The following is a 12,122-nucleotide window of genomic DNA, read 5'->3' on the forward strand; positions in this document are numbered from 1 at the left end:
CCGGTCAAAGCATGCGAAAAACGGGGGCCGTCGATAGAACTCACGAATGGCGGATGTCGAACCCGAGCTTCTGCAGCACCCGCACCGCACCGGCGCGGCCGCCCTCGAAGTCGCTCGAGGCCAGCCGCGTACCGGTCGCGAATTCGAAGGCGGTGCCGAGCAGGGCTTTCGGCGGATACCTACGGTCGTTCAACACCATCTCGTACGTCGTGGCCGGCGCGAACCCGTGGCGGGCGTAGAACTCGGTCGCCCCGAGGGAGTCGAATTCCGCGGCCGCCCGCAGCACGTCGTCGCGGCCGACCACGGTCCAGTCGATCCTCACTTGAGCCGCCGCCCGAGGAAGTCCCGGATCAGCTCGGCCACCTCGTCGCCCGCGCTCTCGAGCAGGAAGTGGCCGCCCTCGAGCAGGTGGATCTCGGGGTCGACCGCGTCGGCCGCGAACGCCCGGGCCCCGTCGGGCCCGAAGATCTCGTCGCCCCGGCCCCACACCGCGAGCACCGGCACCGCGCTGCTCCGCAGATATTCGTGCACCCGCGGATAGAGCGGTGGGTTGGTCGCGTAGTCGCGGAGCAGGGCCAGCTGGATCAGGTCGTTCCCGGGGCGGCTGAGCAGCGCGAAGTCGTGCTCCCAGGCGTCCGGGCTGACCAGCGTCTCGTCCGGCACGCCGGTCAGGTACTGCCAGCGGGTGACCTCCAGGGTGAACGCCTGCCGGATCGCCGCCTCCGAGGCGCCGGCCGGCGCCTCCTGGTAGTCCCGGACCGTCTTCCAGAACCCCTCGACGAACCCGGCGTCGTACGCGTTGCCGTTCTGGGTGACGACCGCCGCGATGTCGCCGGGTCGCCGCAGTGCCAGCCGGAACCCGATCGGCGCCCCGTAGTCCTGCATGTAGACCGCGTAGCGGTGCACGCCCAGCTGATCGAGCAGTCCCTGGGTGAGGTCGGTGAGCCGCTCGAACGTGTAGTCGAACTCGGCCGCCGGGGGCGCGTCCGAGAAGCCGAAGCCCAGGTGGTCGGGGGCGATCACGTGGTAGCGGCCGGCCAGCGCCGGGATCAGCCCGCGGAACATGAACGACGAGGTCGGGAAGCCGTGCAGGAGCACCACCACCGGCGCGCCGGCCGGCCCCGCCTCCCGGTAGAAGAGGCGCTGTCCCTCGACGGTCGCGTAGCGGTGGTGGACGGCAGGCATCGCTCCTCCTCGGATTCGTCGGACACCCCTGCCAGCGTGGGCACGCCCCGGCCGCGGCCGCTTCCGTGTTCACCCCTGGTCCACCCCGTGACCGACCCCGGGTGCGAACCGGCGGGGGCCGGGGGCCGACGCGTACGGAAATCGCCGGCAAACGGCCGGCAACGTCGCCGACCCGGCGTGAAGCGGGTTGACCGGCCCGGGAAGGATGGCCGCGTGACCACGGTCCAGCAGCGAACCGAGTTCCTCACCTCGTGGGTGGACCGCCTGCCCCCGCGCCTGCGCCACCTGCTCCCCCGCGAGCTGGTCGGCTTCGCCGTCATCGGCGCGTTCACGTTCTCGCTCGACCTCACGCTGCTGGCCGTTCTCCGCGACCGCACCGCCCTGCCCCTCCCGGCCGCCGTCTCGGTCGCCTACCTGGTCGCCTTCGGCCTGAACTTCGTTCTCAACCGCACCGTCAACTTCCATTCCCACGCCCCCCTGGGGGGCCAGGTCCTCCGGTACGCCGTGGTCCTCGCCGGCGACTACCTGCTGACCGTGGGTGTCTCGACCGGTCTGGCCGATCTCGGGCTGAACTTCCTGGTCGCCCGCGTGATCGCCTCGTCCTTCGTGGCCGTCTTCACCTATTCGGCCTGCCGCTGGTGGGTTTTCCGGAGCTGACCACCGGCAGCAGCACCGAGCCGCCGTAGAGGGTGGTCGTGCCGCCGAACAGCGGGCGCGGCCGGGCGCGCTCGTCGGTGTGCACGAAGATGCCGTTGCCGCGCATGTCCACCCCGTACGAGTGCGGCCACGGCCCCGGCCCGTCGAACGTGAAGTCGCGGCCCAGCACGGTCAGCCCGAGCCGGTAGCCGGCCGGGATCAACACCGACGTCGGCCAGATCTCCACCTCGACGTCGACCGGCTCGCCCGGGGTCAGGGGTTCGGCTTCGGTGAACCGGTACCACGGCCGGTAGGGCTCGCTGAGCGCCGGATCGGTGGCCCGCAGCGACGCCCGCAGCCAGCCGAAGGCGACCGCCCCGTGCGGGTCGAGCGCGCCCGGGAAGGTGACGTCCCGCCCGGCCGGGTCCTGCACCCGCAGCACCAGGAACAGGTCGGCGTCGGCGGTGCTCGACGCCACCCGCAGCCGGGCCGAGGCGGGCCCGGTGAGCTCGGTCGCCTCGGCGTACGGCTCGGCCCAGAACGTGACGCCGTCGCCGTCGGCCTCGAACCGCGCCGGGGCGGTGATGCCGAGCTCCCATCGGGTCCACGTCGTGCGCGCGAGCGGCCATTCCTGCTCGGCCCGGCCCTCGAACGTCCCGTCGACCCGCCGCACATTGAGATAGACCGGCGGCTGCTCGTCCCAGCCGGTGTCCTCGCCCTTCAGGAAGTGCCCGAAGAACCGTTTCTGCAGCCGCACGCCGTAGTCGGTGTAGAACTCCACCCAGTGCTGCTGCCCGTGCACCTCGAGCCACTTCTGCCCGCTGCCGGCCGCCCGCCACCCCTCGAAGCCGCCCCGGGTGTGCAGATGGTGACCCCAGTTGGTCGCGCTGAGCACCGGCACTTCGATCTTCGTCAGGTCGGCCGTGCGCTCGCGGTAATGATCGTCGAGCGTGGGCCGGGACAGCATCTCGGCGACCACGTCGGTGCGGTTCTTCGCGAGTTCCGCCTCATCGAGCGTCTCCGGCCCGGCCACCGGCACTCCGGTGACCGCGCTGCGCGGGCTGCGGTCGCCGACGCCGTGCTGCATCGCCTCGACCTGCGGCGGATACCACTGCCGGAGGAAGTCGGACGGAATCCCGCCGTGGTGGGTGAACTCGCGGTAGTAGTCGGTCGCGCCCTCCCACGGGCAGATCGCGGCCAGGTGAGGCGGGCGCAGCGCGGCCACCTGCCACTGGTTGACCGCGTAGTAGGAGATGCCGAGCAGCCCGACCTTGCCGTTGCTCCACGGCTGAGCGCCCGCCCACTCGATGCACTCGTAGTAGTCACGGGTCTCCCGCGCCGAGAAGATGTCGAGGAGGCCCGGCGACCGCCCGGCACCCCGGCAGTCGACGCGCACCACGACGTAGCCGTCCGGCACCCACTTCTCGGGGTCGACGGTCTCCCAGTTCTGGTAGCGGTTGGACGAGCCGGCCAGCGCGTCCGGGTGCTCGCTCTCGAGGTTGGTCCAGGCGAAGACGAACCCCTCTTGAAAGGCCAGACCCTTCGCGTACGGCCCGTGACTCATGATCACCGGATAGTGGCCGTCGGCGTCGGGACGGAACACGTCGGCCCGCAGCACCGCACCGTCGTCCATGGTGATCGGAACATCCCACTCGATTCGCATGCGTCCACTCAAACGCGCGCCCGATGCGCCGCCCAGAGCCTGGGCGGCAGCGGCTTCAGATGCCGGCGATCTGCGGGACAGATGGCGGCGCGAACTTGTCGTACCCGCCCCGTAGGTTGTCGCCATGACCGCAGCCGACTTCGACTTCGCCGCCGCCGTCGAGCAGGCGCGGGCCGCCGCCAAGTCGTACTACGACACCGGCGACGTGCTGATGACCGACGCCGACTACGACGCGCTGCTCGACCGCATCGCCGAGGCGAAGAAGGCCCACCCCGACTGGGACGACCACGGCGTCACCACCCGGGTCGCGGCGGGCGTGTCCGGCGGCGGCGACGTGCGCCACCCGGTGCCGATGATGTCGCTCGACAAGGTCACCGGGGAGGACGACGTGCGCGGGTTCGTCGCGAGCCTCGGCGGCGACCCGTGCCTGATCGAGGTCAAGCTCGACGGGCTGGCGATCCGCGTGGAATACGCGTCGGGCCGGCTCGCCCTGGCCGCGCTGCGCGGTGACGGCAGCACCGGCGAGAACGTCACCGCCCAGGTGCTGCGCGGCGTCGCCGGCCTGCCCGCCCGGCTCGGCACCGGGTGGACGGGCGAGGTCCGCGGCGAGATCTACATGACCGCCGGCGACTTCGAGACCGCCCGCGCCAACCGGGTCGCCGCCGGCGGCAAGGCGTTCATCAACTCGCGCGGCGCGGTCGCCGGGTCGATCCGCAGCGCCGACCGCACCTACGAGACGCCGATGACCTTCGCGGCGTACGACATCTCCGGCGAATTCGCCTCCCACCACGAGCGCATGGCCCACGCGGCCGGCCTCGGCTTCCCGGTGGCCGGACGGCTCACCACCGGCGAGATCCAGGTCGCCGCCGACGCGGACGCCGCGATCGCCGCCATCGCGCGCATCGGCGAGTCCCGCCGCGGCCTCGAGTTCCCGATCGACGGCGCGGTGCTCACCGCCGACCTCGAGTCGACGCGCCGGCGGCTCGGCTCCGGCAGCCGCACCCCGCACTGGGCGGCCGCGTTCAAATACCCGGCCGACACGGGCTCCACGGTGCTGCGCGACATCGAGGTGCGGGTCGGGCGCACCGGCCGCATCGCGCTGCGCGCCGTCCTCGACCCGGTCTTCGTCGACGGCACCACCATCACCTACGCGACCCTGCACAACCCGAAGTTCGTCGAGGAGCAGGGCCTCGCGATCGGCCAGACCGTCGCCGTGTGGCGGGCCGGCGACGTCATCCCCCGCGTCACCGCGCCCATCGGCGAGCAGCCGCACGGCCTCACCCCGTGGACCCCGCCCGAGACCTGCCCCCAGTGCGGCGAACCGTGGGACAAGTCGAGCCTGCTCTGGCGCTGCCACACCGCGTCGTGCAGCGCCACCAACGCGCTCGAATACTGGTGCAGCCGCGAGGCGATGGACGTCGAGGGCGCGGGCGAGGCGCTCTGCGTCGCCCTGGTCAACGCCGGCCTGGCCAACGACGTCGCCGACCTCTACACGCTCACCGAGGAGCAGCTGGCCGAGCTGCCCGTCGGCAACACCAAGGCCGGCGGCGTCGTCCTGCTCGGCAAGCTCAACGCGGCCAAGGTCATCGCGTCGCTCGAGCACAGCAAGACCCAGCCGTTCAACCGCGTCATCACCGGCCTCGGCATCCGGATGACCGGCCGCAGCGTGGGCCGCTGGCTGGCCGCCCGCTTCAAGACCATGGAGGCGCTGCGCGCCGCCACCGTCGACGAGATCGCCGAGATCGACAAGATGGGCCTGATCAAAGCCCAGCACGTCATCGACGGCCTCGCCGCCATGTCCGGCGTCATCGACCGGCTGGCCGCCGCCGGCGTCACGATGGGCGTCCCCGAGGCCGAGGGCGAGCAGCCGTTGGCGGGCCGGACATACGTGGTCAGCGGCAGCGTCCCCGGCTACACCCGCACCACGGTGAGCGAGCGCATCGAGCAGCTGGGCGGCCGGGCCAGCGGCAACGTCTCGGCGACCACCACGGCACTGGTCACGTCCGAGACCACCACCGCCAAGGCAAAGAAGGCGGCCCAGCTCGGCATCCCGATCCTCGACCCGGCCGAGTTCGCGCAGCTGCTCGCCGACTGAACCCTACTTATCGCCTTCCCACCGGATTTCCTGGCATGGGAGGTCCTCGGCACGGGCCGACCGCGTAATCAGGACGCCCTTGGGTTGCCAGGTGCCGATAAGGACGGGCCCGCCGCTGACGGCGATATGGACACGCTGATAGCTGAACATCAGGCAGCCGTCGAGGATGTCACGGCGTTCGTCGGAGTGGATCAGGGGCCGGCGGTAGCCCAATCGCCGCGGATGGTCCTGGTCGCCTTTGCCGTCGAGCACCTCGAGCTGGTCGCCGCGGTCCGGCTTGGTCTTGAAGGCCTCCGGGCAGCGGAAGACGTAGAACCAGTCCAGCGCGCCGTCGTTGTTGATGTCGAACCTTGAATACCGGACCGTCGGCGTTCCCCCGCTGCAGTTCGGGCTGAATTCGCCGGCCCAGTTGGGTGTCGAGCCGCTCGCACCGGCCTTCGTGGCGGCCTGCGAAGGGTCACAGGCGGACAACAGGGCCAGTCCGGTCGCCGCCACCATCACCAGCCGGGAAAGACGTGCCATGTCGGTCCTCCGCTCGCCAGGTCGAGGACGCAACGTATGCGGGTCCGTCGATCAAGTGCCAAGTTCTTGCCAACCTTCGTCGTATCCGCAACAAAGCTGTTCCGCGCTGGTAGTTGTGCGCATACTGTCCGCCACGTGGCGGCGTGTACGAGATCGTCTGGGCCCGGCCGGCCGCACCGGCCGCCGTCGGCCTCGGCGGTTCCCGGCTGCCGGCAGCGCATCGCCTGGCTGCTGCGGGTCAACCGCCGGTTCGGACCGGGCGGCCGCGACCTTCGCCTGGCCGGCTTCGCCGCCCGCCTCGCCGCGGCCGGCTGCCCCGCGTCGGCCGGCCAGCTCAGCCGATGGGAGACGGGGCGCCTGCCGGTGCCGCACCACGCGGTCGTGGCGTACGAGAAGGTCCTCGGGCTGCCACGGAACCGTCTCGTCACCGTCGTCGACGGCATTTACCGGCACCGCACCGACCGGGCGTCCCCGTCCCGTCTAGATCGCCGGATCGGGCCGGACGACCGGTCCGCGCTCACCCGCGCCGAGGATCTGCTCGACCAGGTCCTGTCCGACGGCCCGATGTCCGGCGCCGACTGGGATGAGCTGACCGTCCTGCTCACCACGTTCGGCACGGTGGTGATGCCCGGCCGGTGGTGGGGCCGCCTGACGCAGCGGCTGCTCTCCGAACAGTTGGTCTCGGACGGCGACCCGTGGCGGCAGCGCAGCGAGTCCACCCACCGACTGCTGTGGCTGCCGGCGAGCCGCCCGTACCTCATCGGCGCCTGCGCCGCCGTGGTCCGCGACCCGGCGTCTCAGATCGTCATCGAGCCCTTGGCGGTCCTCGACGTGGTCGACGATCCGGCGGTCTCCGCGCTGATCGCCGCCCAGCTCATCGACCCGGTCTCCGAGCGGACGCTGCGGGGAGCGCTACTCGCCGGCGCTGCCCGGGCACGCAACCGCCAGTTCAGTCCCGGCCAACTGCGCCGGATCGGCCCGGCCGTGCTCGACCTGCTCACCGACACGGTGTGGTCGGCCGCCGTCCGCCCGCTCGCCGCCGAGCTTCTCGGCAACCTCCCGCCGGGACTGCGGGCCGCCGGCGTCGCCCGATTGCGGGCGGCCGTGGCCGGACACGCGGAGTCGGCCGTCGACGGACAGCCACGCCGGGTGACCGGGCGGATCGTCGCCTCGGTGCTCTCCCACACCGAGGCGTACGACGACGGCACCCCCGACGATCTGCTGACCCGGGTCGCCGACGAGATGCTGTTCAGCGCCAACCCCGACGTCCGGCTGCACGCCGCCCAGGTCCTCGGCGCCACCCCCTTCCGCGCCGCCCTGGCCGACGCCTGCTGCACCGAGCTGCGTAAACCGGCCGTCGCCGGGGACCCGGCGCTGGCGGGCGCCCTGCTCGACGCGCTCCCGTTCGTCGCCGGGCCCGAACACCGCCGCACGGTCGAGACACTCGTCACGGCGTCCGGCCTGCCCGCGGAAACCGCCGGCTCGGCCGCCTGGACCGTCGCCCACGTGCCCGGCACCAGCAGCGACCTCTTCTGGGCCGGAGCCCTGCGGCGCCCGGTCTGCCGGCCGGGCCTGACCTACGCCCTGGGCATCTCCGGCCGGCACGACTGGCTCACCCGCCTCGCCGACGACCCGGCCATGCCGGGCGAGGTGCGGAGCGCCGCGCGCTGGTGGTCGAACCTGCCGGCAACGGTGACCCGCGACGCCCGGCGCTGAGCTACAGGTGGACCGGGAGGGCCACGTGCCCGTTGCCGAGGATGCTCGGGACCGGCTCCAGTGACGCGGCCGGCTGGGCCAGGCGCATCTCGGGGAAGCGGTCGAACAACCCGGCCAGCGCGGTCGCCCCCTCGGCCCGGGCGAGCGGCGCCCCGAGGCAGAAGTGCACGCCGTGCCCCAGTGCCACGTGTGACTTGTCCTCCCGGGTCACGTCGAACGCCCCGGCCGTGCCCGCCGGCTGGTGTCGCGGGTGGTTCGACGCGGCGCCGAACGACGGCAGGATCGCCTCGCCCTGCCGGATCACCGCGCCGCCCGGCAGCGGGATGTCGGAGACCGCGTACCGCATCGGCATGTGGCTGACCGGCGCCGCGAACCGCATCGTCTCCTCGACCACGTCCCCCCACGTCGCCCGGCCGGCGCGCACCTGGGCGACCTGATCGGGATCGGTCAGCAGGGCGGCGATCGCATTGTCGATCAGGTTGACCGTCGTCTCGTACCCGGCCGCCACGATCAGCAGCAGCGTGTCGACCAGTTCGCGGTCGGTGAGCTCCGGCGTCTGCACCAGCCCGGTCGTCAGATCGTCACCCGGCGTCTCCCGCTTGAGCGTGATCAGCGACGTCAGCATCGCGTACACATCACCGGTCGCCGCCATCGCGTCCTCGGCCGAGGAGGTGGTGTTCCAGATCCGGTCGATCGTCTCCTTGAACGGCCCGCGCATCGGCGAGGGAATGCCCAGGAAATCGCTCATCACCCGCACCGGCAACTGCACCGCATAGGACTGCCGAAGGTCGACCGGACCGGAATCCCGTGCCGCCAGGTCGTCGAGCAACTCGGCGGTGTTCTTTTCGATCGACGGCAGAAAACCATCAAGCCGCCGGGCGGCGAAAACCGGGGAGACCAGCCGCCGGAGGCGGCGATGCGCCTGCCCGTACGCGGTGAACATGTTGTCCACCGACACCTGCAGGTAGAGCGGCCACTTCCCGACGATCTCGCCCTCGATGAACCGTGGCCAGTGCTGCCGGGGGTCCTTGGACACGCGCGGGTCGGACAGCAACTGCCGCAGCAGGTCGGGGTCGCCGACCGCCCACGCCAGCTCGCCCAGGATGTCGACGAGCACCGGCCCGTCCGCCGCGTGCAGCACCGCTTCCTCGGAAGCCCGCCGCCGCGCCGTCGGGTCGAGCACCAATTCGGGAGAATTCACGAGCCAAAGCTAGACGCCGTCGAACGCGAAAGCACATTCGAACAATTGATGGCCGCCATCGAAAGTCCTTATTGGAACAGTCCGAAGTACATGCAGTGGTCGGAGTAGCCGGAGCAGGCCGTGCCGGCGCCCCGCCGGTCGAGGCTGGCGAACAGGTAGTCGATTCTGCGGGCGGCCGGCATGAAGGTGACCAGCGGGTTCGACCGGCTGCCGCTCGCCTCGCGGAAGCCGGCGTAGAACGGGTCCAGGTCGGCGTCGGCGGGCTGCGAGTTGAGGTCGCCGCCGAACAGGACCGGGCGGGTCTCGGCGAGCGGGCTCAGCCAGTGGTCGATCGCGGACATCTGCGCCGTCAGGTTGGGGCCGCTCGGCGAGGTGTGGGTGGTGACCGCGAAGACCGTACGGCCGCTCAGGCGCACGTTCGCCCCGAGCACCATGCGCTGCTCCGGGTTCACCGGCGACGTACCGATCAACTGGTGCGCGACCTGCCCGCTCAGCTTGCCCTTCGCCAGCAGGGCGATGCCGAAGGCACGCCCGTGGGTCCGGTCCTGGTCGGCGCAGTGGCCGCCCTTGGTCGCCGTCGCGAAGATCGCCTGGTAGCCGTAGCGGGCCAGCCGGTCGCGCACGCCGAGGAACTGCGAGTAGCAGAGCTCCTGGAGCATCGCGACCGAGACGCCGCGGGCCCGCACCTGGTAGGCGATGTTCGACGCGGTGAGGTCGACCTCGCCGTGCCGGCAGACGTTCCCGCAGGCGTTGAACGTCATGCTGAGCAGCGGCGGGCCGGCCGCGTGGGCCGGGGCCGCCCCGACCAGGAGGCTGAGAGCGGAGGCCAGCGCGGCGACGACCAGACGGATTCTCACGCCCCGTTGCATCGGTCGCGCGCCCGCCACCGTCAGGCAACGGCCGGTCGCAGCCTGGTTGCAAGCGACTCCCCGACCGGCCCCCGATCTTCCCGAAAGGTAATAATCTTGGGCCGTGGCGCATGGTCCGGTCGTAGGTGTGCTCTCGACGTCGTTCGGCGGCCCCTACTTCGGCGGCCTGCTGGACGGCATCCGGGCCGGGGTGGCAGCGCACGGCGGCCGGCTGATCGCGATCCAGACCCTCGACGCGGGCACGTTCAACTCCGACTTCAAGGACCCGCCGCCGTTCCCGCACCGGGTGGCCTGGGACTACATCGACGGGCTGATCACGTTTCTGAACGGCGCCAGCCCGGCCTACATGCGCCAGGCCCAGGAGAGCGGGCGCCCGGTCGTCGTGGTCAGCGACAACCCGGAAGGGCTGAGCTGCCCGACGGTCAGACCGGACAACGGGTCGGGAACCTCCGCCGCGGTCCGGCACCTCATCGGGCACGGGCACACCCGGATCGCGTTCGCCGGGCACCTCGACCAGGTCGACGCCCGGGAGCGGTACGCGACGTACCGCGCGATGATGCTCGCCCACAGCCTCGACCCGGAGGGTCTCTACTACGACACCGGCGACATGCAGGAGGCCGGGGGCGAACGGGCGGCCCAGGCGATGCTCGACGCCGGCCTGCCGTCGACCGCGGTGGTGACCGCCAACGACCAGAACGCGTTCGGGGTGATCCGGACCCTCACCGACGCGGGCTGCCACCTGCCGGCCGACCAGGCCGTGATCGGGTTCGACGACATGCTCGGCGGCGCCTCACTGATCCCGAGCCTGACCAGTGTGCGGCAGCCGCTGGACGAGATCGGCGCGCTGGCCGCGCGGCTGGTGGTGCGGATGGTGAACGGCGGGCCGGTGGGGAACGAGGAGCACCGCCTGCCGACGACGCTGGTCGTGCGCGAGTCGTGCGGCTGTCCCGGCCCGCTGGCGCTGGTCTCGGACGGGCTCGGCGACCACCCGGCCGACCCGGAAAGGCTGCTGGCCCAGCTGCGTACGGCCGTCGACCGCAACACCCCGGCCTGGTCGGCCGGAGCCCAGGCGGCCGACCTCGAGGTGTCGGTCAAGGGTGTCGCCTCCGTGCTGAACGACGCGGCGGCCGGGCTGCCCACACCGGCCGGGTCCGAACTGCGCCGCCTGCTGCTGCCGATCGCCCGGCGGCTGGAGAACTACGAGGTCGCGGTGGCGGTGATGCGGCTGTTCCGCGACTACGGCCGGTCGCTGCAGACCGCCGCGCGGAACGACCGGGTCGAGGACGTCGTCTATCAGATCTTCGTGGTGCTGGCCCAGGCCCAGTCGTCGTTCCAGGTCGCGCACGGCCGGTCGACGATGTCGGCGCTCGGTACCCAGTACTCGGTCAGCATGCAGCTGCTGCGCAGCCAGGAACGGGACCCGCGCTCGCTGGACTGGCTGCGCACGACCGACATCCACGCCGGCTGCCTGGGGCTGTGGCCGGCCGACGAGAACACCGGCGGCACGTTCCTCGACGTCATCGCCACCTACGACCAGCGGGCCGGGGCCGCGGTGCAGGGCGGCGGCCGCACCGAGATCGAGCGGTTCCCGCCGGCCGAGGTGATCGCGCTGGCCGACACGGCCGCCGACGACATGATCTACGTGGCCCACCTCAAGGTCGACAACGGCGACTGGGGCATGCTGGCGCTGGTCGGGCCGATCCAGGCCGGCCTGGCCGAGGGCCGCGAGACCATGAACCAGTGGGCGGCCCTGCTCAGCGTCGCCCTCGAACACGACTCGGTGCTGCAGACCCTGCGGGAGCAGGAAGAGGTGCTGCGCCGGGCCGCCCTCTACGACGATCTGACCGGGCTGCCGAACCGCAGCCATTTCCGGGACCGGCTGATGCTGGCGATGGCCCGGGCGCGGCGCCGGCCCGAATTCCGGTACGCCGTGCTCCTGCTCGACCTCGACGGCTTCAAGCTGGTCAACGACAGTCTCGGGCACGAGGCCGGCGACCGCCTGCTGCAGGAGGTGGCCCGCCGGGTCACGGCCGAACTACGGGCGAACGAGGCGGCGGCCCGGCTCGGCGGCGACGAGTTCGCTGTCCTGATCGAGGATTTTTCCGGGCCGGAGGCCCCGGCCGCCTTGGCCGAGCGTCTGCAGGCAGCTGTTTCGGCGCCGTGCCGTCTCGGCGACACCGACACCGACGTCGCCGTGACCGCCAGCATCGGCATCGCGCTGGGCGCCGACGGCTA

The 12,122-nt window shown here is 71.9% G+C and carries 10 protein-coding genes; 4 read left to right on the top strand and 6 right to left on the bottom strand.

Translation table 11 applies throughout. From position 1 onward, the window contains the following. Positions 1-40 precede the first annotated feature (40 nt). Both AB0M88_RS26795 and AB0M88_RS26800 read right to left on the bottom strand, forming a co-directional pair. On the bottom strand, positions 41-322 hold the full coding sequence (locus AB0M88_RS26795; protein WP_364106837.1) for a hypothetical protein: 282 nt from the start codon (positions 320-322) through the stop codon (positions 41-43). After that, positions 319-1,185, bottom strand: coding sequence for an alpha/beta fold hydrolase (locus tag AB0M88_RS26800; RefSeq protein ID WP_364106839.1), 867 nt, complete (start codon positions 1,183-1,185; stop codon positions 319-321). Before AB0M88_RS26800 ends, AB0M88_RS26795 begins: the two co-directional genes overlap by 4 nt. Positions 1,186-1,398: 213 nt before the next feature. Between AB0M88_RS26800 and AB0M88_RS26805 the strand changes: the two genes are divergently transcribed. Next, the gene (locus AB0M88_RS26805) at positions 1,399-1,842 is read left to right on the top strand and encodes a GtrA family protein (RefSeq protein ID WP_364106841.1); all 444 of its coding nucleotides are present in this window, start codon (positions 1,399-1,401) and stop codon (positions 1,840-1,842) included. Here the strand turns inward: AB0M88_RS26805 and AB0M88_RS26810 are convergent. Next, positions 1,802-3,484, bottom strand: coding sequence for a CocE/NonD family hydrolase (locus AB0M88_RS26810; RefSeq protein WP_364106843.1), 1,683 nt, complete (start codon positions 3,482-3,484; stop codon positions 1,802-1,804). The genes AB0M88_RS26805 and AB0M88_RS26810 overlap by 41 nt on opposite strands. A 124-nt stretch (positions 3,485-3,608) precedes the next feature. On the opposite strand from AB0M88_RS26810, the gene ligA reads away from it, so the two are divergent. Then, entirely contained in the window at positions 3,609-5,579 is a 1,971-nt protein-coding gene (gene ligA, locus AB0M88_RS26815) for an NAD-dependent DNA ligase LigA (RefSeq protein WP_364106845.1), read from the top strand. 3 nt (positions 5,580-5,582) lie between these two features. Here ligA and AB0M88_RS26820 read toward each other — a convergent pair whose 3' ends face one another. Beyond that, a complete protein-coding gene (locus AB0M88_RS26820) occupies positions 5,583-6,077 on the bottom strand; it encodes a hypothetical protein (RefSeq protein ID WP_364106847.1) in 495 nt (164 codons plus the stop codon). Positions 6,078-6,236: 159 nt separating this feature from the next. On the opposite strand from AB0M88_RS26820, the gene AB0M88_RS26825 reads away from it, so the two are divergent. Beyond that, a complete protein-coding gene (locus AB0M88_RS26825; RefSeq protein ID WP_364106849.1) occupies positions 6,237-7,817 on the top strand; it encodes a hypothetical protein in 1,581 nt (526 codons plus the stop codon). Position 7,818: 1 nt separating this feature from the next. Here AB0M88_RS26825 and AB0M88_RS26830 read toward each other — a convergent pair whose 3' ends face one another. Then, on the bottom strand, positions 7,819-9,018 hold the full coding sequence (locus tag AB0M88_RS26830; protein WP_364106851.1) for a cytochrome P450: 1,200 nt from the start codon (positions 9,016-9,018) through the stop codon (positions 7,819-7,821). A gap of 68 nt (positions 9,019-9,086) precedes the next feature. Next, positions 9,087-9,875, bottom strand: a complete 789-nt coding sequence (locus AB0M88_RS26835; RefSeq protein WP_364106853.1) for an endonuclease/exonuclease/phosphatase family protein — start codon at positions 9,873-9,875, stop codon at positions 9,087-9,089. 115 nt (positions 9,876-9,990) lie between these two features. Between AB0M88_RS26835 and AB0M88_RS26840 the strand changes: the two genes are divergently transcribed. Continuing rightward, positions 9,991-12,122: GGDEF domain-containing protein (locus AB0M88_RS26840; RefSeq protein WP_364106855.1), on the top strand; the 2,132-nt coding region annotated here is incomplete at its 3' end.

It is taken from the genome of Actinoplanes sp. NPDC051411, assembly GCF_040682075.1.
Classification (GTDB): Bacteria; Actinomycetota; Actinomycetes; order Mycobacteriales; family Micromonosporaceae; genus Actinoplanes.

Coding starts and splice junctions, on each gene's coding strand:
- AB0M88_RS26800 (WP_364106839.1), bottom strand. CDS start 1,185: ATGCCTGCCGTCCACCACCGCTACGCGACCGTCGAGGGACAGCGCCTC.
- AB0M88_RS26820 (WP_364106847.1), bottom strand. CDS start 6,077: ATGGTGGCGGCGACCGGACTGGCCCTGTTGTCCGCCTGTGACCCTTCG.
- AB0M88_RS26810 (WP_364106843.1), bottom strand. CDS start 3,484: ATGCGAATCGAGTGGGATGTTCCGATCACCATGGACGACGGTGCGGTG.
- ligA (WP_364106845.1), top strand. CDS start 3,609: ATGACCGCAGCCGACTTCGACTTCGCCGCCGCCGTCGAGCAGGCGCGG.